Annotated in this window: 24 protein-coding genes, 1 tRNA gene and 1 pseudogene; 14 read left to right on the plus strand and 12 right to left on the minus strand. The window is 65.1% G+C overall.

What is annotated here, in order from left to right:
* Window positions 1–987: 987 nt before the first annotated feature.
* The 7 genes from EAG14_RS04645 to EAG14_RS04670 all read right to left on the minus strand — a co-directional run bounded on the left by EAG14_RS04645 (window position 988) and on the right by EAG14_RS04670 (window position 9,979).
* A tRNA-Arg gene (locus EAG14_RS04645) sits at window positions 988–1,062 on the minus strand.
* 53 nt (window positions 1,063–1,115) lie between these two features.
* Window positions 1,116–2,468 (minus strand): translocation/assembly module TamB domain-containing protein, encoded by a 1,353-nt coding sequence (locus EAG14_RS23205; protein WP_240456939.1) that lies wholly within the window; start codon window positions 2,466–2,468, stop codon window positions 1,116–1,118.
* On the minus strand, window positions 2,354–5,548 hold the full coding sequence (locus EAG14_RS04650) for a hypothetical protein (RefSeq protein WP_240456940.1): 3,195 nt from the start codon (window positions 5,546–5,548) through the stop codon (window positions 2,354–2,356). Before EAG14_RS04650 ends, EAG14_RS23205 begins: the two co-directional genes overlap by 115 nt.
* Entirely contained in the window at window positions 5,548–7,485 is a 1,938-nt protein-coding gene (locus EAG14_RS04655) for an autotransporter assembly complex family protein (RefSeq protein ID WP_121728212.1), read from the minus strand. Before EAG14_RS04655 ends, EAG14_RS04650 begins: the two co-directional genes overlap by 1 nt.
* 147 nt (window positions 7,486–7,632) lie before the next feature.
* Window positions 7,633–8,820, minus strand: a complete 1,188-nt coding sequence (locus EAG14_RS04660) for a VWA domain-containing protein (RefSeq protein WP_099656435.1) — start codon at window positions 8,818–8,820, stop codon at window positions 7,633–7,635.
* A gap of 68 nt (window positions 8,821–8,888) precedes the next feature.
* Window positions 8,889–9,116, minus strand: coding sequence for a hypothetical protein (locus EAG14_RS04665; protein ID WP_121728213.1), 228 nt, complete (start codon window positions 9,114–9,116; stop codon window positions 8,889–8,891).
* A gap of 8 nt (window positions 9,117–9,124) precedes the next feature.
* Window positions 9,125–9,979, minus strand: coding sequence for a MoxR family ATPase (locus tag EAG14_RS04670; RefSeq protein ID WP_099656433.1), 855 nt, complete (start codon window positions 9,977–9,979; stop codon window positions 9,125–9,127).
* Between the two features lie 105 nt (window positions 9,980–10,084).
* On the opposite strand from EAG14_RS04670, the gene EAG14_RS04675 reads away from it, so the two are divergent.
* Entirely contained in the window at window positions 10,085–10,750 is a 666-nt protein-coding gene (locus EAG14_RS04675; protein WP_121728214.1) for a cytochrome c, read from the plus strand.
* 120 nt (window positions 10,751–10,870) lie between these two features.
* Here the strand turns inward: EAG14_RS04675 and EAG14_RS04680 are convergent, their stop codons facing one another.
* The 3 genes from EAG14_RS04680 to EAG14_RS04690 all read right to left on the minus strand — a co-directional run bounded on the left by EAG14_RS04680 (window position 10,871) and on the right by EAG14_RS04690 (window position 13,059).
* Window positions 10,871–11,503 (minus strand): hypothetical protein, encoded by a 633-nt coding sequence (locus EAG14_RS04680; RefSeq protein WP_162995913.1) that lies wholly within the window; start codon window positions 11,501–11,503, stop codon window positions 10,871–10,873.
* A gap of 209 nt (window positions 11,504–11,712) precedes the next feature.
* Complete coding sequence (locus EAG14_RS04685; RefSeq protein ID WP_099656429.1) at window positions 11,713–12,147, minus strand: DUF1841 family protein; 435 nt, start codon at window positions 12,145–12,147, stop codon at window positions 11,713–11,715.
* A 78-nt stretch (window positions 12,148–12,225) separates the two neighbouring features.
* Window positions 12,226–13,059 carry an IclR family transcriptional regulator C-terminal domain-containing protein gene (locus EAG14_RS04690; RefSeq protein WP_121728216.1) on the minus strand — a complete coding sequence of 278 codons (834 nt, stop codon included), beginning with the start codon at window positions 13,057–13,059 and terminating at the stop codon, window positions 12,226–12,228.
* Window positions 13,060–13,226: 167 nt separating this feature from the next.
* Between EAG14_RS04690 and EAG14_RS04695 the strand changes: the two genes are divergently transcribed.
* The 5 genes from EAG14_RS04695 (at window position 13,227) to EAG14_RS04715 (ending at window position 17,745) form a co-directional block, all read left to right on the plus strand.
* A complete protein-coding gene (locus tag EAG14_RS04695; RefSeq protein WP_099656427.1) occupies window positions 13,227–13,928 on the plus strand; it encodes a 3-oxoacid CoA-transferase subunit A in 702 nt (233 codons plus the stop codon).
* A gap of 39 nt (window positions 13,929–13,967) precedes the next feature.
* Window positions 13,968–14,618, plus strand: coding sequence for a 3-oxoacid CoA-transferase subunit B (locus EAG14_RS04700; RefSeq protein WP_121728217.1), 651 nt, complete (start codon window positions 13,968–13,970; stop codon window positions 14,616–14,618).
* Window positions 14,619–14,648: 30 nt separating this feature from the next.
* Window positions 14,649–15,857 (plus strand): 3-oxoadipyl-CoA thiolase, encoded by a 1,209-nt coding sequence (pcaF, locus tag EAG14_RS04705; protein WP_121728218.1) that lies wholly within the window; start codon window positions 14,649–14,651, stop codon window positions 15,855–15,857.
* A 2-nt stretch (window positions 15,858–15,859) separates the two neighbouring features.
* Window positions 15,860–16,594 (plus strand): SDR family NAD(P)-dependent oxidoreductase, encoded by a 735-nt coding sequence (locus tag EAG14_RS04710; RefSeq protein WP_162995914.1) that lies wholly within the window; start codon window positions 15,860–15,862, stop codon window positions 16,592–16,594.
* 149 nt (window positions 16,595–16,743) lie between these two features.
* A complete protein-coding gene (locus tag EAG14_RS04715; RefSeq protein ID WP_099741876.1) occupies window positions 16,744–17,745 on the plus strand; it encodes a tripartite tricarboxylate transporter substrate binding protein in 1,002 nt (333 codons plus the stop codon).
* A gap of 188 nt (window positions 17,746–17,933) precedes the next feature.
* On the opposite strand, the gene EAG14_RS22660 is transcribed toward EAG14_RS04715, so the two are convergent.
* A complete protein-coding gene (locus EAG14_RS22660; protein ID WP_162995915.1) occupies window positions 17,934–18,080 on the minus strand; it encodes a hypothetical protein in 147 nt (48 codons plus the stop codon).
* A gap of 42 nt (window positions 18,081–18,122) precedes the next feature.
* Between EAG14_RS22660 and EAG14_RS04720 the strand changes: the two genes are divergently transcribed.
* The 8 genes and pseudogenes from EAG14_RS04720 (at window position 18,123) to EAG14_RS04755 (ending at window position 25,005) form a co-directional block, all read left to right on the plus strand.
* Window positions 18,123–18,725 carry a hypothetical protein gene (locus EAG14_RS04720; protein WP_099656423.1) on the plus strand — a complete coding sequence of 201 codons (603 nt, stop codon included), beginning with the start codon at window positions 18,123–18,125 and terminating at the stop codon, window positions 18,723–18,725.
* Window positions 18,722–19,302, plus strand: a pseudogene (locus tag EAG14_RS04725) (TlpA family protein disulfide reductase). Before EAG14_RS04720 ends, EAG14_RS04725 begins: the two are co-directional and overlap by 4 nt.
* A 159-nt stretch (window positions 19,303–19,461) precedes the next feature.
* Complete coding sequence (accB, locus tag EAG14_RS04730) at window positions 19,462–19,917, plus strand: acetyl-CoA carboxylase biotin carboxyl carrier protein (protein WP_099656421.1); 456 nt, start codon at window positions 19,462–19,464, stop codon at window positions 19,915–19,917.
* Between the two features lie 7 nt (window positions 19,918–19,924).
* Window positions 19,925–21,274, plus strand: a complete 1,350-nt coding sequence (gene accC / locus EAG14_RS04735; protein WP_099656420.1) for an acetyl-CoA carboxylase biotin carboxylase subunit — start codon at window positions 19,925–19,927, stop codon at window positions 21,272–21,274.
* 77 nt (window positions 21,275–21,351) lie between these two features.
* Window positions 21,352–22,254 (plus strand): 50S ribosomal protein L11 methyltransferase, encoded by a 903-nt coding sequence (prmA, locus tag EAG14_RS04740; RefSeq protein WP_121728220.1) that lies wholly within the window; start codon window positions 21,352–21,354, stop codon window positions 22,252–22,254.
* A gap of 55 nt (window positions 22,255–22,309) precedes the next feature.
* Window positions 22,310–22,615: a zinc-ribbon domain-containing protein gene (locus EAG14_RS23715; RefSeq protein WP_371414399.1), complete on the plus strand. Its 306-nt coding sequence runs from the start codon at window positions 22,310–22,312 to the stop codon at window positions 22,613–22,615.
* Between the two features lie 239 nt (window positions 22,616–22,854).
* Complete coding sequence (locus EAG14_RS04750; protein WP_240456941.1) at window positions 22,855–24,075, plus strand: DUF3426 domain-containing protein; 1,221 nt, start codon at window positions 22,855–22,857, stop codon at window positions 24,073–24,075.
* Window positions 24,076–24,099: 24 nt separating this feature from the next.
* Entirely contained in the window at window positions 24,100–25,005 is a 906-nt protein-coding gene (locus tag EAG14_RS04755) for a carbohydrate kinase family protein (RefSeq protein ID WP_121728221.1), read from the plus strand.
* A 161-nt stretch (window positions 25,006–25,166) separates the two neighbouring features.
* On the opposite strand, the gene EAG14_RS23210 is transcribed toward EAG14_RS04755, so the two are convergent.
* On the minus strand, window positions 25,167–25,835 hold the full coding sequence (locus tag EAG14_RS23210; RefSeq protein ID WP_121455986.1) for a histone: 669 nt from the start codon (window positions 25,833–25,835) through the stop codon (window positions 25,167–25,169).
* Between the last annotated feature and the right edge of the window lie 31 nt (window positions 25,836–25,866).

Raw genomic sequence — 25,866 nt, forward strand, 5'->3', positions numbered from 1 at the left:
GTCTTGTTACACATCCGTTGGAAGCAAGAGCAGTCCAATGAACAGACCATGCACGCCACTGCACCTGTCCCAGCGGGTATCGAGTCGGCGTACATCTATTGCAGGAGTTGTAATCGTCACTGGGATTCAGATTCATCAACGCTGGGAAGGGCTATTGGCCGTGTCGTAGTCACTTGTCCAGCCTGCCGTGAAAGTGAAACGCTTAATACAAAAGAATTCATGTAACTCGCGCCGTTTTTCGTATCTCCAAAAGCCACCCGCGAGGTGGCTTTTTTTTGGCCCCTACAGCACGCGTACCGCTTGACCCACCCCAGGCCATGCCCGCGCCCCGTTGTGCCCCTCGCTGGCCCCATGCGGGGGGGACCAGAGGGGGAGGGCGCCCCCATCCCCGGCCAGACCCGCACCCACCCCCATTCAGCCCGGCGGCGCGCAGTCGAGACCCCGCCGCGCCCGCCCTCTTGATAGGCCGGTTTTGCCGACCCTGCCGACCCCCGGCCGCTCTAGGCCTGGCGCGGCCTCGCGGCCCGTTTTGTGAGCCTTCCACATGACGGGATTTGTCGGGTTTTGTCGCTTTCCATGGCCGTGCGCTTTTTCTTGTGATGCTGTATATTTATACAGTGTTTTGCACTGTCTATCCACTCCACCTCAATGGCGTCAAACTGTCGCCGGCCGATGTCCGGGCCGGCCGGGTGTTTGGGTGGCTGACGATCAGCAACCGGGGCGTGCGATCTACTCCAGACCTATACGCGCGACTGTTTGCGCCGACTGGTCCTCAGCGACAGGGCTTGGATGAATTGATTGCTGTAATGGCGCATCCGAGGATTGAACGCACCGCACATGGCGGGTTTCTCCTCAGTGGCAGCGTGCATCCCGCTTTTGGTGGCTATGCACCGTTGAGCTGGTGGGTTATGCCGGCAGGGCACGGGTAGGGTTTTGTCCCGGCTTTGTCCCGTTTTTTTGAAAAAGCCTTTTAAATCAACGGCTTTCTGGTCCCCTCGACAGGAATCGAACCTGTATCTAGCGCTTAGGAGGCACTCGTTCTATCCATTGAACTACGAGGAGACTGGGCGCGATTGTAGGGGCTGCGGCCGTGGGTTTTGGGCGGGTTGAGATACTCAGTCGTACTTCATCGTGTAGATCAGATCCACCGCACTGTTGCTGCCCGCTTGCCCGCGCAGGGTGAGGCGGCGCGAGAGGTCGTAGAAGATGTACAGCGCGCCCATGGTGCCCGACAGGGTGCGTTCGTAGGTCACGTACAGGTCTTTGGACAGGCGTTTGCCGAAGGTGAGGGCGGCGGCGCTGGCGTCTTCGCCGGCTGCGGCGCTTTTGAAGCCGATCTCGTCCAGGCCCACGCGGCTGGCCAGGTTGGCGGTGACCGACTGGCCCCGGTTGCCCAGCAGGGTCAGCGCGGCTTGCTGCAGCACAGCGGCTTCGGCACCGCCTGCAGTGGCGTCGCGGCCCAGCACCACCCAGGCGAGCTTTTCGGCGTCGGGCAGTTCGGGGTCTGAGTACAGGCGCACCCGGGGCGCCAGGGCCGAGCCAGTGACCTGCACGCCTGCGCGCACGCTGATGTTGGGGCGCAGCGCCAGGATGTCGAGCGAGGGGTTGTTGTACGGGCCGTTGAAGCGGATGAGGCCGGTCTCCACGTCCAGAACCTGGCCCCAGGCGCGGTAGCGGCCCTCTTCGGTGCGCACCTCGCCCGTCACGCGCGGGGGCGCGCCGGGGGTGGGGCTGCTGCGCAGTTCCACCTCGCCAGTCAGCCGGGTGGTGATGCCGTGACCTTGCAGGGCAAAGTCGCGGCCCAGGTTCAGCGTCACGGCCATCACCGGGGGCTTGGCGGTGGTGATGCGCCCGGTAGGCTCTAGTATGGGTTGCTCGGCCTTTTGCTGGGCCTTGGCGGCGGCTTGTGCGCTGGCCTGGGCCTGCTTGTCGCGCGCGGCAGAGCGCACCACCACGTCAGAGCCCAGCGTGGGGGCGGATTCGTCGGGCAGCAAGATGGTGGCGCGGTCGGTGGTGAGCTGGCCGATCAGGCTGAACTGGCCTTGCTCCAGCGTGGCTTGCAGGTTGCCCGAGACGCTGACTTGCCGATCGGCACGCACGAGCACCTGCAGCGCTTTGGCCTGGGCTTGCAGGTTCAGGCTGATGCGGGGCGCTGCGTTGGTGGCCGGGTCGGCATCGGTCCAGGCCAGGCGGCCGGTGGCCGAGAGCGTGCCTCGCTCGTCAGGGGCTGCTGTGCGGTTGCCGCTTTGGCCCGTGATGCGGGCTTTGCTGCCGCGCCCGCCTTGCAGCTGGAACTCGGTCAATTCCACCTGGTTGCCGCGCAGGTTGGCGCGCAGGCGGCCGCCTTGCAGGTCTACTCCGTCCAGCAGGGAGCGCACAGCCAGGTCATCTGCGGCCAGCGTGCCTGCCCAGCGGGGGGCATTGCGGGTGCCGGACAGGGTGGCGTTGGCGTCCAGCGTGCCGCGCACGCGCCAGCCGGGGGGGCCAGGGCCGACCACACGCCCACGTCGGGCAGCCGTGCGCGCAGGGTGCCCGCCAGCGGTGCGTCGGCGGGCCAGGGGGGCTCACCCTGATCCCATTGGATGCGGGTGTTGGCACTGGCATCGATCTCGCCCGCGCGAGCACTGGCCCATTGCAGGCGGGCGCTGAGGGTGTCGGCCTGCAGTTGCACCGACAGCTCTGCCTGGCGTACGCCCGCCGTGCTGACGGCGGCTGCGGCGGTGGCCGCTTGCACGCTGCCAGCCCCCAGTCCCTGGCCGCTGCTGTGGCTGACCACGCCGGTGGATGCATCGCCGCCCAGAATGCGCACATCGCCCTGCGTGCGCCGCAGGCTGGCGCTCGCGCGTGGGGTGTCGGTGGTGTCTACGTTCCATTGGCCCTCCAGCAAGATGTCCGTGGCCAGGCCCAGTCGGGCCAGCAAAGGTTGCGGGGCCAGGGTGGGGGCTGTGGGCGAGGGTGTGGTGCCGGTTGCCGGGGAGGTGGCCTGCTCGGTGCCCAGCGCATCCACCCAGGCCAGTGGCAGGCCCTGTAGCGTGCCCTGGGTTTGCACGCGGGGCAGGGTGCCTGCCACCGTGGTCAGGCGCAGGGGCTGCCAGCGCAGTTGCACAGTGCCGGGCAGGGGGCCTGTGATCTGGGCTTGGCCTGCGGTGGCTTGCACGGCCCAGCCCAGAGGTTTGTGGGCAGCGGCTTTGCGGGGCTGTTCTTTGGCAAGCAGTTTGGCCGCTGGGGCACCGCTGTGCAACGACACGCTCCACGGCTCGGTGAGCTGGGCCGTCCAGGTGCCGCTCTGGCGCGTGTCTTGCCACTGGGCGCGCAGTTGGCTCCACTGGGCTTGCCATGTGCTGGAGCCTGCTGCAGCGCCCGCCCCAGTGCCTGCTGCCGGGGCGCTGAGGCCGCCGCTCAGGCGGGTTTGCAGCGACCAGCGCTGTGTGCCGGTGCGCGCCTCGCCTTCCACTGTCAGGTTGGCTTGGGTCATTTGCCCCTGCAGCTCAGCCTTCACCGCCCGCCATTGGATGGATGTGGCGACGTTGCTGGACGCGCCCGCTGGCAGCACCGTCTCCAGCTGGGGGGTGCTCAGCGTGGCTTGCACGCTAAAGGCAGGCTGGCCTGCGGGCCAGGCAGTGCCCTGCGCGGCGGCTTGCAGTTGTTGCTGCAGCGTGTGCCAGCCGCCATTCCACTGCCATTGCAGCTGCGCCTGGCCTTTGGCCGATGCCGCACCCAGCGCGCTTTGCAGGGCTGCGCCCACCCAGGGCAGGCGGCCCAGCCAGCGCAGGGTTTGCTCCGCATCGTTCACGCGCAGCAGGCCGTTGCCCTGGCCTGTGCCCGGGGCCATTTGCCCTTGCAGGCGCAGTTCGGTCCCAGGCACGGTCACGTTCAACAGCCCTTGCGCTGCCAGCGTGGGGACGGGTTTGGGTGTGGTCGTCTGCGCAGCCGCCTCTGCGGCTGGACCCCGGCTGACGCGTAGGTCGGTGGCTTGGGCCTGCAGTTGCAGGGCTTGCAGGTTCAGCTTCTCGATGCGCGCAGTGCCCCCGTTGTCCAGGGGATTCCACTGGCCTTGGGCCGAGAACGCATCGATGCGCAGCGCTGCAGCATTGCCTGCTGTGGTGCCTGGGCGGGCGGCGCGCACATCGGCCACAAAGCGCACGGTCTGCGTGGCCTGCGATGGCACGCTGGCCTGCAGGCTGCCTGACAGCGGTGCCGCTGCGAGTGCGGTGTGCAGCGCCGCGGGCGACAGGTTGCTCAGACGGGCTTCTCCCTCCAGCACGCCGCTGGCGGGCGTGAAGCGGCCTTGCACACGGAGGCTGCCCGCGTTGGGGCCAGCGCCCACGGTGGCGGTGGCGTTGGGCACTGCCCACTGCGTGCCGTTGTAGGTGGCCTGAGCTTGCAGTTGGGCCAGGGGCAGGCGCTGTGCATCCCACGGGCCGGGCTGGCGGTTGGTCACATCGGCCGCCAGTTGCCAGGTGGCGGGTTGCGGGGCATTGCCCGCCGTGGTGCCCAGGCTCAGGGTGCCCTGCAGATCGGTGGTGGGGGCCTGGGGCCACAGGGCGGCCAGGTTCACGGCTTGCAGGGTGGCCTGGGCTTGCTGCACGGGCTGGGCCGCCCAGGGTTGCACCGTGGCTTGCACGCTGGCGCGCATGGCGGCTGCTTGGGCCTTGGTGCCTGCCAGTGAGGTGCCAGGCTGCACATTCGCCTGCAACTGCAATTGGGCGGCTGTTGTGGCCAGCGTGCCTTGCAGGCTGGCGTGGGCGGTGGCTGCGAATGCTTCGGTGCGGCCGGGCAGGGCGGTGGTGAGGGTGCCATCCACCGTGGCTTGCAGTGCCATGGGCGCTGCGCCTTGCAGGGTGGCCTGCGCGGTGTACTGGCCCTGCGCCAGCGCCAGGTGGTCGATGCGCAGGTGGTGCGCCTGTCCGTCAAAACGGTACTGGCCTGCCAGCCCGTGCACCTGCAGTGGGGAGGCACTGGGCTTGTCGGCGGCGGTTGCGGTACTTGCTTGTTCCTCCGTGCCTTGTTCGGCCTGGCCCCATTGCAGTTGTGCGATCTCAAACGGCACCTCCATCGCCAGGGGAAGCAGCAGTTGCTCCAGGGGGGCGGTGGCGGGCGGTGGCTCGTTGGCCGGGTGTGGCAGGGGCGTGATGTGCACCTGCGCCGCGCTCACGGTGCTCAGCTGCAACTGGCGCTGCAGCAGGGGCGGCAGTTGCCAGCCCAGTTGGGCATCGCTCACTTCCACCGCCAGGGTGGGGCTGCTCCAGCGCAGCCAACCCACGCGGCCGCCGCTGCGCAGCGAGCCTGTGACGTCGCGGCTTTGCAGGCTTTGGCCTGCGGGCAGCCACTGGGCCACTTGCGTCAGGGCGGTGGCCAGTGATGTGGACTGCCCGGCCCACCACCAGGCGGCCCCGGCCACGCAGGCCAGGGTGATGCACAGGGCTGCCAGCGCCCACAGCAGCCAGCGCAGCACCTTGCGGGCCGGATGGTCCGTTGGGGCTGGGCCTGCGGCTGGCGTTGGTGGGGTGTGCGGTGTGGGCGAGGACGTGTCTTGTGGTGTCTGCATCAGAAGGTGAATCCCAGTCGCAAGTGCAGCCGCAGCTTTCTCGATTGAACGCCCCAGGCCAGGTCGGCCTGCAGCGGCCCCACGGGGCTGCGCCAGCGCACGCCTGTGCCTACGCCCACACGCGGGTCCAAGTCGCCCACGCGGTCGGCCACGGCACCGGCGTCCACAAACAGGGTGCTTTCCCAGTCGGTCATGTTGCCGCCATAGACGATGGGGCGTTGCCACTCCACGCTGGCCACGCCCATGTAGCGACCGCCGTACAGCAGGTTGTTGTCGGTGCGTGCACCGATGGCACGGTAGCCGTAGCCTCGCACGGTGGTGTCGCCCCCGGTCAGGAAGAGCTGGGCGATGGGGATCTCGGCGCTGTCGCGTGCCAGCACGGCGCCCACTTCGGTGCGCACGGCAATGCGGGCGCTGCGGGCCACGCCGTCGCCCGCCTCGACCCGCCCTGCGGGAAAGAACGATTGCCAGCGCACCAGCGTGCGGGTGAAGGGGTTGCGCTCAGGCCGCAGCGTGACGCCTGCGCCCAGCTCCACCGCAATGCCGTAGCCGCGCGTGGGGGCCGTGTTGCTGTTGAAGTAGCGGCCCGTCCAGCCGTAGTTCACGCTCAGGGCAGCGCTGTCCGCCGGAGCATTGAGGCCCTGGGCGCGCGAAGTGTCGTAGCGTAGGTAGTAGGTGCGGTCGATGTTCTTGGTGCTTTGGCTGCGCCCGCCCAGCACTTCCACGCTGTTGACGTCGTAGTCGCCCGTTTGCTGGCGCTGGGCCAGGCCCGAGGTGAACCAGCGCCAGCCGTTTTCGCCGGGCAGAGCGGTCCAGCCGGTGCCGATTTGCTGGGCCTTCTTGTCGAGCGAGAGCTTGTTGATGGCACGCCAGCCCTCAGTGGGCCATTGGTTGTGGGTGTGGTCGATGGACAGGCGCGGCCCGCTGTCGGTGGACACGCCCACACCAAACACCAGCTTTTGCAGCTTGGCCTCGCGCACCTGGGCGATCACCGGGGCGGCCTGCGGGGTGGGGCTGTCGGTGTCCAGCGTCAGGAACACCGCGTCGTAGTAGCCGCTGCTGGCCAAGCGCTGCTGGGCGTCCAGCATTTCGGCCTCGTCATACACGGTGCCGGTGGGCAGCCGCGCCAGGCGGCGCGCGCCGTCGGGGTCATAGCGTTCGTTGCCCTGCACTTTCAGCGGCCCGAAGCGGTAGGCCGGGCCTGGGTCGTATGTGACGGACAGGGCTGCCTGCTGCGTGTCCGCATCCACCTCGGCGCGGCTGTTGGTGATGCTGGCGCTGGGGTAGCGGCGCGCCTGCAGCTGGCGCAGGCCCGCGCTTTTGGCACTGGACCAGCCCGATTGCGTGAAGGCGCTGCCCTCGGGCAGGGCCCAGTTGCGTTGCACGCGCTCCAGCTGGCGCACCCGGGCATCGGGCTCCGCCTCTGCACCTTCGGTGAAGCGGATGTCAGCACTGGCAATGCGCGTTTGGGGTCCAGGCTCCACGGTGATGGTGACGGCATAGGGCGGTGTGGGAGCGGCCGCATCGGCGGGGGCTTCGCGCAGGCTGATGGTGATATCCGGGGCAAAGTAACCCAGGGTGCCCAGCAGCTCGCGCACATTGGCGTCGGCGGCGTGCAGCAGGCGGCGCAGCTCTTCGGCCTGCAGGTCGGGCAACTGGCGAAAGCGTTGCAGTTCCAGGTGGCGCTCCAGCGTTTCGCGCACCGTGTCAGGGGCTTTGATGTCCAGGCTGAACGTTGCTTGCGCTGCCGCCGTGGCTGCGTCGGTGGTGGCGTGGGTCTCGTCGTCTGTGGGGGCTTGGCGTGGCCACAGGCTGCAGCCTTGCAGCGCCAGCGTGCCGCAAAGCAGCAACGCCGACCATGGGGCCGGCGTTGAATGGGGCAGTGCCTTGCGCACGGTGCGCGCGCTGGCAGCAGAAACGGGCGTGAAAAAAATCATGTCAGGGGTGCAATGCCGCAATCGTGTTGCAGTAGTGCCTGAGTATGGAGGCAACTGCCTGGCACTATGCCCTGAAAACCCCGGCAGTTCTGTAGGACAGGGACTGTGGGCACCAGCGGCGTTGCGCCGCATGGCGGGGCTATGCGGCTACTTGGACAGCAGCCGCATGGTCTCTTCCAGCCCCTTGAGCGACAGCGGAAACATGCGGTTGCCGATGAGCTGCTGGATGATGCTGATGCTCTGGCGGTACTGCCATACGCCCTGCGGCTCAGGGTTGATCCATGCAAACTTGGGAAACGCGTGGGTGAGGCGCTGCAGCCACTCGGCACCGGGCTCCTCGTTGTTGTATTCCACGCTGCCGCCGGGCTGCAGGATTTCATACGGGCTCATGGTCGCGTCGCCCACAAAGATCAGCTTGTAGTCCTTGTTGTACTTGCGGATGATGTCCCAGGTCGGGAACTTCTCGGCAAAGCGGCGGCGGTTGTTCTTCCACATGAAGTCGTACACGCAGTTGTGGAAGTAATAAAACTCCAGGTGCTTGAACTCGCTCTTGACGGCGCTGAACAGTTCTTCCACGCGCTGGATGTGCTCGTCCATCGTGCCGCCCACGTCCATCAGCAGCAGCACCTTCACGTTGTTGTGCCGCTCGGGCACCATCTTGATGTCCAGGTAGCCCGCATTGGCTGCGGTGCTGCGGATGGTGTCGGGCAGATCGAGTTCGAGCTCATGCCCCTCGCGCGCAAACTTGCGCAGGCGGCGCAGTGCCACCTTGATGTTGCGAGTGCCCAGCTCCTGCTGGTCGTCGTAGTCCTTGTAGGCGCGCTGCTCCCACACCTTCACGGCGCTCTTGTTCTTGCCCGCGCCGCCAATGCGCACGCCCTGCGGGTTGTAGCCGCCGTGGCCAAACGGGCTGGTGCCGCCCGTGCCTATCCACTTGCTGCCGCCCTCGTGGCGTTCCTTCTGTTCCTCGAGGCGCTTCTTCAGCGTCTCCATCAGCTCGTCCCAGCCCATCTTCTCGATGGCGGCTTTTTGCTCGGGCGTCAGCTCGTTCTCCAGGATCTTGCGCAGCCAGTCGGCCGGAATCTCCTTGGTGAAGTCGGCCACCATCTCCACGCCCTTGAAGTAGGCGCCGAAGGCCCGGTCGAACTTGTCGTAGTGCTTCTCGTCCTTGACCAGCGTGAGGCGCGAGAGGTTGTAGAAGTCGTCCAGCGCCCATGCGTCATCGGACTTGGGGCCCACCACGCCCGCCTGCAGGGCTTCGAGCAGTGTGAGGTATTCCTTCACGGACACGGGTAACTTGGCTGCGCGCAGGGTGTAGAAGAAGTCGATCAGCATGGTTTTGGCCTCTAGCGCTGATTAGGAGAGCGGTGGCTGCTCTTAAGTTGATAGCAATGCGGCAAGGCTCAATCGCGCGGCTTGGCCTGCGCAGCCCGCCAGCCCCGGGCGCCGTGCAGCCCCAGCCCGCCGCCCAGCCCCACCAGCGCAATGCCGATCAGGCTGCGGGTGCCGTAGCCCGGTGCAAAGATGTCCAGGCCCAACACCAGGCCTGCACCAAAGCCCAGCAGGGCCCCGCCCACAAACCCCACGGCGTCAGACAGGCCCTCGGTCAGCAGGCGCTTGGACTCGCTCATGCCCGGCCTCAGCGGTTGCGCTGGTTCATGAACACCAGCTTTTCAAACAGGCTCACGTCCTGTTCGTTCTTGAGCAGCGCGCCCACCAGCGGGGGCACGGCCACCTTGTTGTCGGCGCTTTGCAGGGCTTCGAGCGGGATGTCCTCGGCCACCAGCAGCTTGAGCCAGTCGATCAGCTCGCTGGTCGATGGCTTCTTCTTCAGGCCCGGCAGGTTGCGCACGTCGTAGAACGTTTTCATCGCCACTGTGAGCAGCTCGCTCTTGAGCGTGGGGAAATGCACGTTCACGATCTGGCGCATCGTGTCGGCTTCGGGGAACTTGATGAAGTGAAAGAAGCAGCGGCGCAAGAAGGCGTCGGGCAGCTCTTTTTCGTTGTTCGAGGTGATGAACACCAGCGGCCGGTGCTTGGCCTTGATGAGTTCGCGCGTCTCATAGCAGTAGAACTCCATGCGGTCGATTTCGCGCAGCAGGTCGTTCGGAAATTCAATGTCGGCCTTGTCGATCTCGTCGATCAAAAGGGCTACGGGCTCATCGGCTGTGAAGGCCTGCCACAGCACGCCCTGGATGATGTAGTTGCGGATGTTCTTCACGCGCTCGGCGCTGTCGCCGTCATTGAGCTGGCTGTCGCGCAGGCGGCTCACAGCGTCGTATTCATACAGGCCCTGTTGCGCTTTGGTGGTCGATTTGATGTGCCATTGCAACAGTGGCATGCCCAGGGCCTGTGCCACTTCTTCGGCCAGCATGGTCTTGCCTGTGCCGGGCTCGCCCTTGATGAGCAAAGGGCGTTGCAGGGTGATGGCGGCATTCACTGCCAACATCAAATCCTGGGTGGCAACGTAATTCTGGGAACCGTGAAATTTCATAAGGGAAATCACCGAAACGTTGATGAATGGGCTTGACAGGTGCTCGGTATAATCAAACGCTGAGCGGGGCCCAGAACCGAACTTCCACGAGATTGTGCGCGCAAAATGAACAAAACGCTGACCACGATATTTGCCTTGGCTGTCGCTTCCGTGACCGCTGTTTCTCATGCACAGGAAGTCAAGGGTGACATCAAGGCAGGCGAGAAAAAAATCGCCATGTGCATTGGCTGCCACGGCATTCCGGGCTACCAGGCCAGCTTTCCTGAAGTGCACAAAGTGCCCATGATCTCGGGCCAAAGCGGCAAGTACATTGCCTCTGCCCTGGACGCCTACAAGAAGGGCGACCGCAAGCACCCCACCATGCGCGGCATTGCCGATTCGCTGTCTGAGCAAGACATTGCGGACGTGGCGGCCTACTACGAACAACACGGCAAGAAGGCCACCGAGCTGCCCGCCAAGCCCGCCCGCGAACCCAGCGTGCAAGTGGCCGAGCTGCTGAAGAAAGGCGCTTGCGTCTCATGCCACGGCGACAACTTCGCCAAGCCCATCGACCCGTCTTACCCCAAGGTGGCAGGCCAGCACGCCGACTACCTGTTCGTGGCCCTGAAGTCGTACAAGGCCGATGCGCGCAACGCCAACGTAGGCCGCAGCAACGCCATCATGGGCGGTGTTGCCAAGCAGTTCTCCAACGCCGAGCTCAAGGCCTTGGCCAACTACCTGGGCAGTGTCGAAGGTGATTTGCAGGTGGTGCCTCAGTCACGCTTTCGCTGATCCGCTGATCCGTTCAGTCCCATGCAAGAAAGCCCGCAATTGCGGGCTTTCTTGCTTTTGGTGTTCAAGGTCTGGAGGTGGCCTGATCGGCCATCGGGAGTTGCCTCTTTCAACGTCTTCTCAAGACGTTTGCTTGCACACCGATTTAACGCTGTTGTAGAGGATCTTGCCGTCGTAGATACCGAAGGCGTCTTCTTGCTGGCAGGTTTGCACCAGCACCACCTGCCCGTGCTGCTTGAAGGTGGTGGTGTGCGTGTGCTTGGCGGTGGCTTGGGTGCCGTCGGCACTCACCTTGATCTGGACGCCGGTTTGCTGCACGCTGGGCCGCAGGCTGTTGAACTCCAGCGTTTGCGCCGAGGTGCGCTGCTGGGCATCGCACAGTTCTCTGCGTTTGCCAGAGATCGTGGTGGCGGGCTGGGTGGAGTTGTCGGTGATGGAGAAGGTGATGTCTGGCGCAGCCAGCGCGCATTGCGCCTTGTAGTCGCCACGCACGCCCAGGTCCACGGCATGGCGCAGGATGCCGCTGATGGCGGCCTCGCTGAGCTTGCCCTTCACGGCGGCATTGTTGAAACCCGCCGTGCTTTTGGTGGGGGCGGCTGCCGGGGGCTCGCTGCTGCGGCAGTCCTTGTCAGAGTAGACCACCTGGCCGCGCGGGTCCGTGCACTTGTACAAGGTGTTGGCCCAGGCCGTGGGCCATCCGGCGCCCAGGAGCACGGCGGCAGCGAGCAAGGTGTGGGTGCGTGAAGAAGGCATGGCGTACAGCACAACAGGGTGTGAAATCAAAGTGGCCAAAGTGTAGCGGGCAGCCTGCGCGCAGAGTGTGCCGCCGGGCCCGGCTGCAGGTTGCCTTCGAAATGAAAATAGCTTCTGGCGCTGATTGAATAGGCGCTAGAAGCTATCAAAATAATAGCGTTTGATAGGCGGCTTGGCTGCGTTGCCAGTACCGCCCAGAACCCAGGTCCTCAGTCGCGGGTGGCGCGCCGCTGCACGGCAGCGATGTAGGCATTGCCATCGGGCGGGCGGCCCGAGCGCTGGCTCTCCCACAGCATCTCGCCCAGGCACTCCATAGCGGCGTGGTGCGCGTCGTGCAGCGAGTCGAGCCGCTTGGCCAGCAGTTCCACCGCCTGGCGAATGCCGCGCGGCTGGTCAATGCTGCACTGCTCGCTGATCGACAGGTGCATGGACAGGTGCAGAAACGGGTTGGTTTGCTGCGGTGTCTCGTCGTAGTTGCGCGCGATGGCCGCGTCCACATCCGACAGGTCTGCGTGGTACTCGGGGTGCTCGGCAATCCACAGGCTGGCCAGCGTTTCGATGGCTTCCATGGGCGCGCCGCTTTGGGCTTTGGCGTGCACGCCGCACAGGAAGCGGCGCACATCGGCTTGGGAGGGGCTGAACATGGGGCGCGAGCGTAGCACGCCCCTTCTTGCCTTGTGCTCAGCGGGGCTTGGTGGGCAGTGCGTCAGCGCGTCAGCGCGTCAGCGCCGTGCCGCCCCCATCATGCGAGAGATGGTCTGCGCGGCACGCAGCAGTGGCGGCAGCAGGGTTTGCTGCATCAGCTCGGCGCTGGTGCGGTTGGCCTGGCCGCTGATGTTGAGGGCGGCCACGGTTTGTCCGGCGCGGTTGGTGAGGGGCGCGGCGATCGAGATCAGGCCTTCTTCCAGCTCCTGGTTCACCAGGCACCAGCCCTGGGCGCGGGCCTGGAGGATGCGGCCCAACAGCGTGGGCAGGTCGGCGGCGGTGTGGGCGGTGAAGGGTTGCAGCTCCAGAGTGGACAGGCGGGCTTGCAGGGCGTCGTCGCTCAGCCCGGCCAGCAGCACGCGGCCCATCGATGTCCAGGGCGCGGGCAGGCGCGAGCCCACGCCCAGGTTGGTGCGCATGATTTTGTGGGTGGGCACGCGCAGCACGTAGACGATGTCCAGCCCATCGAGCACGGCGGCAGAGGACGACTCGCGCACCTGCTCCACCAGGTCTTCCATTACCGGCTCGGCCAGGTTCCACATCGGCAGGGACGACAGGTAGGCAAAGCCCAGGTCCAGGATGCGCGGCGACAGGCGAAACAGCTTGCCGTCGGTCTCCACATAGCCCAGCGTATGCAGCGTAAGCAGGATGCGGCGTGCCCCGGCGCGGGTCAGGCCTGTCTGGGCGGCCACCTCGCTCAAGGTTTGCTGGGGTGCGCTTGCGCTGAACGAGCGGATGACCTCCAGCCCCCGCGCGAACGATTGCACATAGCTGTCGCCCGGCTTGGGGGCGCTGGGCGGCTTGGCCGCAGGCGAGCCCGAGGTGGTCTCGGGGTTTTCAGGGGTAGGCATGGTGGGCTCAGTCTCTATAATTCATTATACGAACAAATGTTCTATATGCGAACAATTGGGATCGGTGTTTTGAATCGATGTGCTGATGGGCGTGCTGTCGGTTCAAGCCAAGGTTGGGGCGCCGGGGTGGTGGTCCCATCCATCCGTTTTGCAGGAGACAAGGATTCATGATCAACAAGATAGCCGACTCGGCCGCACAGGCGCTGGCCGGGGTGCGCGATGGTGCCACGGTGCTGATTGGCGGTTTTGGCACGGCCGGAATTCCCGGCGAGCTGATTGACGCCCTGATGGAACACGGCGCGCGCGACCTGACGGTGGTGAACAACAACGCGGGCAACGCCGACCAGGGCCTGGCGGCGCTGCTCAAGACCGGCCGGGTGCGCAAGATCATCTGCAGCTTTCCGCGCCAGGTGGACAGCTATGTGTTCGACGAGCTGTACCGCAGCGGCAAGCTCGAACTCGAACTCGTGCCCCAGGGCAATCTGGCCGAGCGCCTGCGCGCTGCGGGGGCGGGCATCGGCGCCTTTTTCTGCCCCACGGCTTATGGCACCGAGCTGGCCGCTGGCAAGGAAACGCGCGAGATCAACGGCAAGCACTACGTGCTGGAGTACCCCATCCACGGCGATGTCGCCCTGATCAAGGCCGAGCAGGGCGACCGCTGGGGCAACCTGACCTATCGCATGTCGGCCCGCAACTTTGGGCCGGTGATGGCCACGGCGGCCAAGACCACCATCGCCACCGTGCACGAAGTGGTCGAACTGGGTGCACTGGACCCCGAAGCCATCGTCACGCCGGGTATCTACGTGAGCCACGTTGTGAAGATTGCGCGCACGGCCACGCAGGCAGGTGGCTTCAAGAAAACCGCCTGATTGCATATAAAAAGAGCCTCTGGCGCACAAGGAGAAAGCGTGAGCAGCTATCAAAAACGGAGTAAAGACGAACTCGCCCGCCGCGTGGCGCAGGACATCCACGACGGCGCCTACGTCAACCTGGGCATCGGCCAGCCGACCCTGGTGGCCAACCACATCCCGGCAGGCCGCGAGGTCATCCTGCAAAGCGAGAACGGCATCCTGGGCATGGGCCCGGCGCCGGCTGCGGGGCTGGAGGACTATGACCTCATCAACGCAGGCAAGCAGCCCGTGACGCTGCTGCCTGGTGGGGCGTACTTTCACCATGCCGACAGCTTCGGGATGATGCGCGGCGGCCACCTCGATATCTGCGTGCTGGGCGCGTTTCAAGTCAGCGCCACAGGCGACCTGGCCAACTGGAGCACGGGCGAGCCCGGCGCCATCCCCGCCGTGGGCGGGGCGATGGACCTGGCCATTGGCGCCAAGCAGACCTGGGTGATGATGGATTTGCTCACCAAGCAGGGCGCCAGCAAGGTGGTGACGCAGTGCACCTACCCCCTCACCGGTGTCGCCTGCGTGAAGCGCATCTACACCGATCTGTGCACACTGGCCTGCACGCCCACGGGCCTGCAACTCATCGACACCGTGCCCGGCCTGTCACTGGCCGAGCTGGAGCAACTGGTGGGCCTGCCCATCCGCCCTGCAGCCTGATTCCGTTTTTAGATTCCAGGAGACAAACCCATGAGCCAACGACAAGCCTTTATCTGCGATGCCATCCGCACGCCCTTTGGCCGCTACGGCGGTGCGCTCAGCAGCTTGCGCACCGACGACCTGGGTGCCATCCCCATCAAGGCGCTGATGGACCGCAACCCCGACGTGGACTGGGCGGCAGTGACCGACGTGCTCTACGGCTGCGCCAACCAGGCCGGTGAAGACAACCGCAACGTGGCCCACATGAGCAGCCTGCTGGCGGGCCTGCCGATTGACGTGGCCGGCGCCACCATCAACCGCCTGTGCGGCTCGGGGCTCGATGCCGTGGGCACCGCAGCGCGCGCCATCAAGTCGGGCGAGGCGGGCCTGATGATCGCGGGCGGCGTGGAGAGCATGAGCCGCGCGCCCTTTGTCATGCCCAAAGCCGAAAGCGCCTTCAGCCGCAACAACGCGGTGTACGACACGACGATTGGCTGGCGCTTCATCAACAAGCTGATGAAGGAAAAGTACGGCGTCGACTCCATGCCCGAAACCGCCGAGAACGTGGCCACCGACTTCGGCATCGAGCGCGAGGCGCAGGACCGCATGGCCCTGGCCAGCCAGCTCAATGCCGTGGCAGCCATCAAGGCCGGCCACCTGGCGCGCGAGATCGTGCCGGTGCACATCCCCCAAAAGAAGGGCGACGCCATCATCGTGAGCCAGGACGAACACCCCCGCGAGACCAGCCTGGAAGCGCTGGCCAAGCTCAAGGGCGTGGTGCGGCCCGATGGCACGGTGACTGCGGGCAATGCGTCGGGCGTGAACGACGGCGCTTGCGCGTTGCTGTTGGCCGATGAGGCCCATGCTGCCAAGTACGGCCTCAAGCCCCGCGCCCGCGTGGTGGGCATGGCCGTGGCCGGTGTGGCGCCGCGCATCATGGGCTTTGGCCCCACGCCCGCCACGCTCAAGGTGCTGGCGCAGACGGGTCTGACCATCGACCACCTGGATGTGATCGAACTGAACGAAGCCTTTGCCGCGCAAGGCCTGGCCGTGCTGCGCGCGCTGGGCATCAAGGATGACGACGCCCGCGTGAACGCCTGGGGCGGCGCCATTGCGCTGGGCCACCCGCTGGGTGCCAGCGGCGCACGTTTGGTCACCACCGCCGTCAACCGCCTGCACGAGCACGCTGGCCAGTACGCGCTGTGCACCATGTGCATCGGCGTGGGGCAGGGCATTGCCATCATCCTGGAGCGCGTGTGAGCATGACCGAACAACGCACACCCGTCACCGTCGTCACCGGTGCCAGCAATGGCATTGGTCGCGCGATTGCCGAAGCCTTGCTGGCCCAGGGCCGCGCCGTGGTCAACCTGGACTACGTGCTGCCCACCTGGAGCCACCCGCTGCTCACGTCCTACCAGGGCGACCTGACCGACGAGGCACCGACCCGCGAACGCGCCGCCGAGATCGCTGAAAAGCACAACGTGACCGCGCTGGTGAACAACGCCGGCGCCACGCGCCCCGGCACCATCGACACCGCCACCACCGCGCAGCTGGACGATGTGGTGGGCCTGCACCTGCGCGCACCCATGCTGCTGGTGCAGGCGTTTTTGCCCACGCTGCGTGCCAGCGGCCAGGGCCGCATCGTCAACATGTCGTCACGTGCTGCCCTGGGCAAGGCCGACCGCATCGTGTATTCGGCCACCAAGGCCGGAATGATCGGCATGACCCGCACGCTGGCCATGGAGCTGGGGCGTGACGGCATCACCGTCAATGCGATTGGCCCCGGGCCGATTGCGACCGAGCTGTTCCGCCAGAGCAACCCTGAGGGCGCGCCGCAAACGCAGCGCATCCTGAACAGCATTGCCGTGGGCCGCATGGGCACGCCTGATGACGTCGCCCGCGCGGCGTTGTTCTTCCTGTCGCCCGACAACGGCTTCGTGACGGGCCAGGTTTTGTATGTGTGTGGCGGCACCACGCTGGGGGTGGCCCCGGTTTAGAGCAGCTCACACCCTGTCCTGATTTCCCCGCCCCCAAAGGGGCGCAACACCTTCTCGCCCGGGGCCGCAGAGCCCTGGTTGAGGCCATGGCGCGGTCAATTGCCGCAGCCATGGCACCGATTCCATCCACCTTTTGAAGGAGACAAACCATGAACCGCATTCCAACCACCCGCCGCCAGGCCCTTTCTGCCGTGGCTGCCGCAGCCCTGGCTGGTGCAGGCCTGCTGGGCAGTTCGGCCACGCTGGCCCAGAGCTATCCCACCAAGCCCGTCACCATCGTCGTGCCCTTTGCTGCGGGCGGCACCACCGACATCCTGGCGCGCATCATCGGCCAGGCGCTGACTGCTGAGCTGGGCCAGTCCGTCATCGTGGACAACCGCGCAGGTGCGGGTGGCAACATCGGCGGCGCCATGGCGGCCAAGGCACCGGCCGATGGCTACACGCTGTTCATGGGCACAGTGGGTACGCACGCCATCAACGCCAGCCTGTACAAGAAGATGCCGTTCGATCCGATCAAGGACTTTGCACCGCTGACCCGCGTGGCCAATGTGCCCAACCTGCTGGTGGCCAACCCCAACCAGCCGTTCAAGACGGTGAAGGACCTGATCGCCTACGCCAAGGCCAACCCCGGCAAGGTGAACTTTGGCTCGTCGGGCAATGGCAGCTCCATCCACCTGTCGGGCGAGCTGTTCAAGAGCCTCGCCAAGGTGGACATGGTGCACGTGCCCTACAAGGGCAGCGCCCCAGCAGTGACGGATTTGCTGGGCAACCAGATCGCCATCATGTTCGACAACATGCCCTCGGCCATCCAGCATGTGCGCAGCGGCAAGCTGGTGCCCATCGCCGTGACCACGGCCAAGCGCTCGCCCGAGCTGCCCAACGTGCCCACCATCGCCGAAGCGGGCGTGCCAGGCTACGAAGCCACCTCGTGGTTTGGCATGTTTGCGCCCGCCGGTACACCCGCGCCGGTGCTGGCCCAGCTCAACAAGGCGCTCGTGAAGGTGCTGAATCAGGCCGACGTGGCGAAGAAGATCAACGAGCAGGGCGCAGAAACCTACAGCGAGACCCCTGAACAGTTCGCTGCTTTCATCCAGGCCGAAAGTGCAAAGTGGGGCAAGGTGGTCAAGGAGTCGGGCGCTAGCCTGGATTGAGGGGGGGCGCGTGCCTGCTGCCCCCTGGGAGGTGGCGGTTTTGTAAAAAATGATAGCTGCTAGCGCTTATAAATAAAGCGTTATCGGCCATTTTTATAGTGAATTTCTCCGCCGCAGCGCGCTGTGGCGCCCTCCGAGGGCATGCGCTGTTGCTGTGGGGCCGGTGCAAGCCGCAGATGCGCGCGCATTCACAATAAAAAACCGAGATGCGGCAGGTGGATAAAGCGCTGGAAGCTATTGTTTTGATAGTAATTTTGCTCGACAAGACCGTTAACAGGCATTGGCTGAGAAACCCTCGAACCCGTGCGGGCGGTGCTGCCCGCTGCGTCGCCCATTCGCGCCACAATGGCGGCTGCTGAATCCCTCAGGGTTTTCCTATGCCTAATCCCACCCCATTGAGTGCCGAAATCGCCGCCACCACGGCCCGCATCGTCGTGGAAGAGGGGCTGGAATGGGGCCCCGCCAAGCGCCGCGCGGTGCGTGAGATGGGCTTGCCCGCCCGCACCCCGCTGCCCGACAACGACCAGGTGGAGGCCGCTGTGCGCGAATACCTGGATATTTTTTGTGCCGACACCCAGCCCCGCGAGCTGCGCGCCCTGCGCCAACTGGCCCTGGTGTGGATGGTGCGCATGGCCGAGTTTCGCCCGCACCTGGCCGGGGCGGTGTGGCATGGCACGGCCACGCGCCTGTCGGACATTTACATCCAGTTGTTTTGCGATGATTCCAAGTCGGCCGAGATTGCGCTGATCGACCACCATGTGGACTACGAGCCGCGCACGGTGACCGGATTCCATGGCGAATCGGTCGAAGCGCTCAGCCTGGGCAGCAAATGCGCAGAACTCAATGAAATGATTGGTGTGCACCTGATGATTTATGACCTGGACGATTTGCGGGGGGCTCTGAAGCCAGACGCCAAGGGGCGCACCCCCCGTGGCGATGTGACGGCCGTGCGCCGCCTGCTGGAAGAGACCGCCCCATGAGCGTGCCGCCTGATACCTCATCTACCGCCCCATCCGTTGACAACACGGCCCAGGCCGCGCGCAGGCGCTGGCTCTATGGCGCCGTGGCCGGGGCTGCGGCGCTGGGCGGCGCCGGGCTGGCGTGGTGGCGCTTGCAGCCCCATGCGCAGCAAGAGGGGGCTGAAGCTGCGCTGTGGGGCATGGAGTTCGACACCCCCGCGGGTGGCGCGCCCTTGGTGATGAAGGCTTTGCAGGGCCAGCCGGTGTTGCTCAACTTCTGGGCCACCTGGTGCCCACCCTGTGTGGACGAGCTGCCCATGCTCAACGCCTTCTACCGCGAAAACGCCCCCAAGGGCTGGCAGGTGGTGGGCTTGGCCATCGACCAGCCCTCGGCTGTGCGCAAGTTCCTGGGCCGCTTGCCGCTGGATTTCCCCGTGGGGCTGGCGGGCATGGGGGGCACGGAGCTGGGGCGCTCGCTGGGCAACCTCACCGGTGGCCTGCCGTTCACCGTGGTTTTGGGGCAGGGGGGCGTGTGCTGCATCGTAAAATGGGGCAGGTCACGGCCCAGGATTTGCAGCAGTGGGCCAGTTTGCGATAGGCGCTGTAGCGCTTTCGCAGGGCGCCTGCTTGGCCTTTGGCGCTGTTTCACCCGCCTTTTTGGCTTTGATGTTGGTGAAAATTACCTCCCAATCGCTGAGGTAGTACGAAATTAGAGTAAATTCGCGCCCTATTTAGTTTTATAGCCGTTGGAGCTTCCATGGATCTGCGAAAACTCAAAACCTTGATCGACCTCGTTTCCGAGTCAAACGTTTCCGAACTCGAAATCACCGAGGCCGAAGGCAAAGTCCGTATCGTCAAGAGCGGCGGCGCCGTGGTTCAGCAATATGTAGCCGCCCCCATGCAAGCCCCCGTGGCGGCTGCTGCCCCGGTGGCCGCCCCTGTGGCTGAGTTGCCCAGCCCTGCGGCTGCGGCGCCCACAGGCCATGTGGTCAAGTCGCCCATGGTGGGCACCTTCTACCGCTCGTCCAGCCCAGGCGCCAAGGCGTTTGTGGAAGTGGGCAGCCAGGTCAAGGAAGGCGAGACCATCTGCATCATTGAAGCGATGAAGATCCTCAACGAAATCGAAGCCGACAAGTCGGGCACCGTGACCCGCATCCTGGGTGAGAACGGCCAAGCCGTGGAATACGGACAGCCGCTGTTCGTCATCGAATAAGGCGCCCATGTTCAAAAAGATTCTCGTTGCGAATCGCGGGGAGATTGCTCTCCGTATCCAGCGCGCGTGCCATGAGTTGGGTGTGAAGGCCGTGATGGTCTACTCCGAAGCCGACCGCGACGCCAAGTACGTCAAGCTGGCTGAAGAGGCCGTGTGCATCGGCCCTGCGCCCTCGCCGCTGTCCTACCTCAACATGCCCGCCATCATCTCGGCCGCCGAAGTGACTGACGCCGAGGCCATCCACCCTGGCTACGGTTTCCTGTCGGAGAACGCCGATTTTGCCGAGCGCGTTGAAAAGAGCGGCTTCCAGTTCATCGGCCCTACACCCGACAACATCCGCACCATGGGTGACAAGGTGTCGGCCAAGCAGGCCATGATCAAGGCGGGCGTGCCTTGCGTGCCGGGCTCTGAGGGTGAACTGCCTGATGACCCGGTCCAGATCCGCCGCATCGCCAAGGCCGTGGGCTACCCCGTGATCATCAAGGCCGCGGGCGGCGGTGGTGGTCGCGGCATGCGTGTGGTGCACACCGAGGCCGCGCTGGTCAATGCCGTGCAGATGACCAAGGCCGAAGCGGGCGCTGCGTTCGGCAATCCTGCGGTGTACATGGAGAAGTTCCTCCAGAACCCTCGCCACATCGAAATCCAGGTGCTGGCCGACAAACACCGCAACGCGGTGTATCTGGGCGAGCGCGATTGCTCCATGCAGCGCCGCCACCAGAAGGTGATCGAAGAGGCTCCGGCCCCTGGCATCCCCCGCAAGCTGATCGAGAAGATCGGTGAGCGCTGCGTGGCAGCCTGCAAGAAGATCGGCTACCGCGGTGCGGGCACGTTCGAGTTTCTGTACGAGAACGGCGAGTTCTACTTCATCGAGATGAACACCCGCGTGCAGGTGGAGCATCCCGTCACCGAGTGGATCACCGGCGTGGACATCGTGAAGACGCAGATCATGGTCGCGGCTGGCGAAAAGCTGCCGTTCACCCAGCGCCAGATCGAGATCCGAGGCCATGCCATCGAGTGCCGGATCAATGCCGAGGACCCGTACAAGTTCATCCCGTCCCCCGGGCGCATCACCACCTGGCATCCCCCGGGCGGCCCTGGCGTGCGCGTGGATTCGCATGCGTACACCAACTACTTCGTGCCACCCAACTACGACTCGATGATCGGCAAGATCATCGTGCATGGTGACACGCGCGAGCAGGCCCTGGCCCGCATGCGCACGGCGCTGTCCGAGACGGTGATCGAAGGCATCAACACCAACGTGCCGCTGCACCGCGAGTTGATGGTGGACGCCAAGTTCATGGCTGGCGGCACCAACATCCACTATCTGGAAGAGTGGCTGTCGCAACACAAGCGCTGATAAAGCGCTGAGCAACCCCGCATGCTGGCACCTGGAAACGGGTGCCAGCATTTCATTTTTGCAAAGAGGCGTTTTTCATGTTTGAGCTGAGCCTGATGTGCCCTGAAGACCGCATCGAAGCGGTGAGCGATGCGCTGGATGCGCTGGACGCCTTGAGCGTTTCGGTGGAAGACGCGGACGCGCAGACCGATGCCGAGCAGGCGCTGTTTGGCGAGCCGGGCATGCCTCCGCCCAAGGATGGCTGGCAGCGCAGCCGGGTCGTGGCGTTGTTCCCCACCCAGGCGGCCGCCGAAGAAGCGCAGCAGTTGCTGGCAGTGCAGGATTTTTTTGAGGGTTGCCAGGTGCTGGGCATTGCCAATGTGCCCGAGCAAGACTGGGTGCGCCTGACCCAATCGCAGTTTGCCCCGGTGGACATCACCCCAGACTTCTGGATCGTGCCGACCTGGCATGAGTTGCCAGCGCAGGCGGTGCGCAGCATTCGCCTGGACCCGGGCCTGGCCTTTGGCACGGGCACACACCCCACCACCCGCATGTGCCTGCGCTGGATTGCGCGCAATGGGGCTGTGGCGGCCGATGGCACAAGCACCCTGGGGCGTGTGCTGGACTATGGCTGTGGCTCCGGCATCCTGGCCATCGGCGCTGCCAAGTTTGGCGCCGTGGACATTGATGCGGTGGACATTGACCCGGCAGCGGTCGAATCCACCTTGCAAAACGCGCAGGCCAATGGCGTGCAACTGAAGGCGGGTTTGCCTGACAAGGCCCAGGGCGAGTACCGCACGGTGCTGGCCAATATCCTGGCGACGCCGTTGCGGGTGTTGGCGCCTTTGCTGTGCAGCCATGTGGCGGCCGGGGGACACCTGGTGCTGGCCGGCATTTTGGAGCGCCAGGCCCAGGAGCTGCAAGAGGCGTACGCGCCTTGGCTTCAGTTGCAGGTGGCCGACAAGGAAGACGGCTGGATCTTGATGACGGCCAGCCGTTGATCTGTGCCTGCAGGCCCCGCAGGCTGCGGGGTGTGCGCTCTACAATCCATTGCAGATGAGCCAGATTACACGCTGCCCAGCCTGCTCGACCCAGTTCAAAGTGGTCGCGGATCAGCTGCGCATTTCTGAAGGCTGGGTGCGTTGCGGCAATTGCGCTGAGGTGTTTGACGCCTCCGAGTTTCTGATGCCCGCACCGCCGCCAGCGTTGCTGCCCGATGTCTCTCTGACCGATGTGCGCCCACCGCCCCAGCCCGTGGCGCGTGCGGATGAATCGACCAGGGCCTGGGGGCTCCCCCCGCATCGGCACCAGTCGCTGCCAGAGGGGCTGCCGTGGCCAAGCCGCAGGCCCCTGCGGCTGTAGCCCCTTCTGCTCCGGCCAGCAGCCCAGCCCGGGCGCAGGCCCCTTTGCCAGAGGTGCTGGCGGTTCCCGACCCTGTGCTGCCAGCCTTTCTCGCCGCAGCCTCAGCGGGTGACCGCGATGGGCATCCGCAAGGCACGGAGCTGGGTTTGGAGCCGTTGGCGCCGTTTGCGTGGGGTGGCGCACCTGCTGCTCCCACTCCCCGGAATCCGCCCCAGGTTTCGACCCCTGTTCCACCGCCTGTGCCAGTTCGGCCTGTGATCGTGGAGCGGCAGGAAAGCCGCATCCTGTCGGCCGATATGTTGGAGCTGGTGCTTCAGGGCACGCGTGCCCCCGTGCCCGTGGCCGCCCCTGAGGCTCCTGCTGCACAGGTAGCCCAGGCACCTGTGCCGCTGCCTGGCGGCTACGAGCTGCCCTACGCGGAAGATTTTGCAGACACTGCCCTGCTCCCAGAGGGTTTGGCAGAGGACCTGGAGTTGCCGCAGGGCCTTGCTGTGCCTGCGCCAGCCGATGGGGCTGCTGCGGCAGCACCGCAGGCCATGCCCGAGTCCGACTCCCAGGTCCATGCACCGTATCCTCCGTTGGACTTGCCCACCAAGCCCCAAGACCCGCCTGCCCAGCAAGCGGTGCAGGTGTCGGCCTTGGAGGAGGCTGCACAGGGCCAGCCTGCGGAGCGGCTTGAGCGGTTGGAGGGTGATGCAGGCAATGCGGGGCGTGCGAAAAAGCAGCCCCTGGAGACCTCGGTGTTGGGTGAGGGCCAGGACGTCGTAGATGGTGTCGACGGCGAGGTCGCCCCTGCTCTGGCGTTGCCTTCTGTGGCGTTTCCGTCGGCGCCCATCGATTCGGAGCGCAAGGAGCCGCCAGCTTCCTTCAGCGCCCCGGTGGAGCTGCTGACGGATGCGGCGGGCGATGATGGCGACGACGCCACCGCAGATGCCACGCCCACTGAAGATGTGAGTTTTGTGAAGGCCGCACGCCGCCGTGCGTTTTGGCGAAAACCCTTGGTACGAGTGGCCTTGGTGGTCGTGTCTCTTGGCTTGCTGGCCGTGCTGGCAGGGCAGGTGGCGGTACACGAGCGCAATCGCCTGGCGGCCATGGAGCCGCGGCTGCGCCCAGCCTTGTTGGCGCTGTGCGAGCCCTTGCAGTGCGCACTGGCGCCCCAGCGGCAGATCAGCGATGTAGTGATCGACAGCTCGTCCTTCAACAAAGCGCGCGGTGACAGCTATGTGCTGGCCATCACCATGAAGAGCCGTGCCACCCTTCCACTGGAAATGCCGGCCGTGGAACTGACGCTGACCGATGCGCAAGACCAACCGGTGCTGCGGCGGGTGCTGCTGCCCTCGGAGATGTCGGCGCCCCAAGAGCTGCCTGCAGGTGGCGAGTGGAATGCCGCCGTGTCTGTGCTGGTCACCACGGGGGGCGCGCGGGTGGCGGGCTACCGCCTGCTGGCTTTCTATCCTTGATTTTTCTTTTTTTGATTGTTTCCTATGGCTGCTCTCATTTGTGGTTCTCTGGCGTTCGACACCATCATGACCTTCGAGGGGCGCTTTGCGGAGCAGATCCTTCCGGACCAGTTGCACATCTTGAACGTCTCCTTCCTGGTGCCGTCTTTGCGCCGTGACTTTGGGGGGTGTGCGGGCAACATCGCCTACAGCCTGAAGCTGCTGGGTGGCGAGGCCTTGCCGATGGCCACCTTGGGAACGGACGGTGCGGAGTACCTGCAGCGCCTCTCGGCTTTGGGCATCAGCGACCAGTTTGTGAAGCAGGTGGATGGCACCTACACAGCGCAGGCCATGATCATGACCGACCGTGACAACAACCAGATCACGGCATTCCACCCAGGGGCCATGATGCAGGCGCATGTGACCCGCATCACTGCAGACCCTCGGATCCGGCTTGGCATCATTTCGCCGGACGGTCGCAATGCCATGCTTGAGCACGCAGCACAGTTTGTGGCGGCGGGTATCCCCTTCGTTTTCGATCCAGGCCAAGGCTTGCCCATGTTCAATGGTGCCGAGCTGTCTCAGTTCATCGAGCAGGCGACTTGGGTCACGGTGAATGACTATGAAGGCAAGATGCTGTGCGACCGCACGGGCCTGAGTCTGTCGGACCTTTCGCGCAAGGTACAGGGCTTGGTCGTCACGCTGGGTGCCGAGGGTGTGGATGTGTGGGTGGCCGGCGAATGCACCCGTGTGGCACCTGCTCAGCCTGCGGCGGTGGTGGACCCCACGGGTTGTGGCGATGCGTGGCGCGGTGCGTTGCTGTTCGGCTTGGAGCAGGGTTGGCCGCTCGTGCGCTGTGCCGAGTTGGGCAACCGGGTGGGGGCGCTCAAGATCGCGCAGCGCGGCCCGCAGAACTACACCCTGGATTTCTCTCCGACAGAATACGCCTGAGGTGTGGTGCCATGGCGCGCTGTTGATGTGGCGCGCCCTACTACTTTGAGAGAGGGCGTTGGCAGGCACGGCCTCGTTTTTAGAACAGGTTCTCAGTAGTGTTTGGGCATAAAAAAACCCGGTGCAGGGCACCGGGTTGGGCTTGGTAAAGCGCGAATTCCTTAGGGCTTGGAGCCTGTAGGAAATGGCCAAGCAGCTTGGGGGTTCAGTGTGGTTTGGGCAGCAGGGGCTGCAGTCACGGCAGGAGCCTTCACCACTTTCTTTGCAGCAGCAGCCTTCTTTGCTGGAGCAGCAGCCTTCTTTGCTGGAGCAGCAGCCTTCTTCGCTGGAGCAGCAGCCTTCTTCGCTGGGGCAGCAGCCTTCTTCGCTGGAGCAGCAGCCTTCTTCGCTGGGGCAGCAGCCTTCTTCGCTGGAGCAGCAGCCTTCTTCGCTGGGGCAGCAGCCTTCTTCGCTGGAGCAGCAGCCTTCTTTGCTGGAGCAGCAGCCTTCTTTGCTGGAGCAGCAGCCTTCTTTGCTGGAGCAGCAGCCTTCTTTGCTGGAGCAGCAGCCTTCTTTGCTGGAGCAGCAGCCTTCTTCGCTGGAGCAGCAGCCTTCTTTGCTGGAGCAGCAGCCTTCTTTGCTGGAGCAGCAGCCTTCTTTGCTGGAGCAGCAGCCTTCTTCGCTGGAGCAGCAGCCTTCTTTGCTGGAGCAGCAGCCTTCTTCGCTGGAGCAGCAGCCTTCTTCGCTGGAGCAGCAGCCTTCTTCGCTGGAGCAGCAGCCTTCTTCGCTGGAGCAGCAGCCTTCTTCACAGGGGCGGCTTTCTTTACGGCCGGTTTTTTCGCAGTTGCCATCATGTTCTCCTTGGGTCAATTAGCAAAGAGC

Source organism: Acidovorax sp. 1608163 (genome assembly GCF_003669015.1).
Classification (GTDB): domain Bacteria; phylum Pseudomonadota; class Gammaproteobacteria; order Burkholderiales; family Burkholderiaceae_C; genus Acidovorax.

Bases quoted from the DNA above. Each gene is read 5' to 3' on its own strand.
- EAG14_RS04670 (WP_099656433.1), bottom strand. From the start codon at position 9,979: ATGAAATTTCACGGTTCCCAGAATTACGTTGCCACCCAGGATTTGATG.
- EAG14_RS23210 (WP_121455986.1), bottom strand. From the start codon at position 25,835: ATGGCAACTGCGAAAAAACCGGCCGTAAAGAAAGCCGCCCCTGTGAAG.
- EAG14_RS22660 (WP_162995915.1), bottom strand. From the start codon at position 18,080: ATGGGCGACGCAGCGGGCAGCACCGCCCGCACGGGTTCGAGGGTTTCT.
- EAG14_RS04665 (WP_121728213.1), bottom strand. From the start codon at position 9,116: ATGAGCGAGTCCAAGCGCCTGCTGACCGAGGGCCTGTCTGACGCCGTG.
- EAG14_RS23715 (WP_371414399.1), top strand. From the start codon at position 22,310: ATGAGCCAGATTACACGCTGCCCAGCCTGCTCGACCCAGTTCAAAGTG.
- EAG14_RS04655 (WP_121728212.1), bottom strand. From the start codon at position 7,485: ATGATTTTTTTCACGCCCGTTTCTGCTGCCAGCGCGCGCACCGTGCGC.
- EAG14_RS04650 (WP_240456940.1), bottom strand. From the start codon at position 5,548: ATGCAGACACCACAAGACACGTCCTCGCCCACACCGCACACCCCACCA.
- EAG14_RS04720 (WP_099656423.1), top strand. From the start codon at position 18,123: ATGCCTAATCCCACCCCATTGAGTGCCGAAATCGCCGCCACCACGGCC.
- accC (WP_099656420.1), top strand. From the start codon at position 19,925: ATGTTCAAAAAGATTCTCGTTGCGAATCGCGGGGAGATTGCTCTCCGT.
- EAG14_RS04695 (WP_099656427.1), top strand. From the start codon at position 13,227: ATGATCAACAAGATAGCCGACTCGGCCGCACAGGCGCTGGCCGGGGTG.
- pcaF (WP_121728218.1), top strand. From the start codon at position 14,649: ATGAGCCAACGACAAGCCTTTATCTGCGATGCCATCCGCACGCCCTTT.
- EAG14_RS04680 (WP_162995913.1), bottom strand. From the start codon at position 11,503: ATGCCTTCTTCACGCACCCACACCTTGCTCGCTGCCGCCGTGCTCCTG.
- EAG14_RS04715 (WP_099741876.1), top strand. From the start codon at position 16,744: ATGAACCGCATTCCAACCACCCGCCGCCAGGCCCTTTCTGCCGTGGCT.
- accB (WP_099656421.1), top strand. From the start codon at position 19,462: ATGGATCTGCGAAAACTCAAAACCTTGATCGACCTCGTTTCCGAGTCA.
- EAG14_RS04675 (WP_121728214.1), top strand. From the start codon at position 10,085: ATGAACAAAACGCTGACCACGATATTTGCCTTGGCTGTCGCTTCCGTG.
- prmA (WP_121728220.1), top strand. From the start codon at position 21,352: ATGTTTGAGCTGAGCCTGATGTGCCCTGAAGACCGCATCGAAGCGGTG.
- EAG14_RS04755 (WP_121728221.1), top strand. From the start codon at position 24,100: ATGGCTGCTCTCATTTGTGGTTCTCTGGCGTTCGACACCATCATGACC.
- EAG14_RS04690 (WP_121728216.1), bottom strand. From the start codon at position 13,059: ATGCCTACCCCTGAAAACCCCGAGACCACCTCGGGCTCGCCTGCGGCC.
- EAG14_RS04660 (WP_099656435.1), bottom strand. From the start codon at position 8,820: ATGCTGATCGACTTCTTCTACACCCTGCGCGCAGCCAAGTTACCCGTG.
- EAG14_RS04685 (WP_099656429.1), bottom strand. From the start codon at position 12,147: ATGTTCAGCCCCTCCCAAGCCGATGTGCGCCGCTTCCTGTGCGGCGTG.
- EAG14_RS04710 (WP_162995914.1), top strand. From the start codon at position 15,860: ATGACCGAACAACGCACACCCGTCACCGTCGTCACCGGTGCCAGCAAT.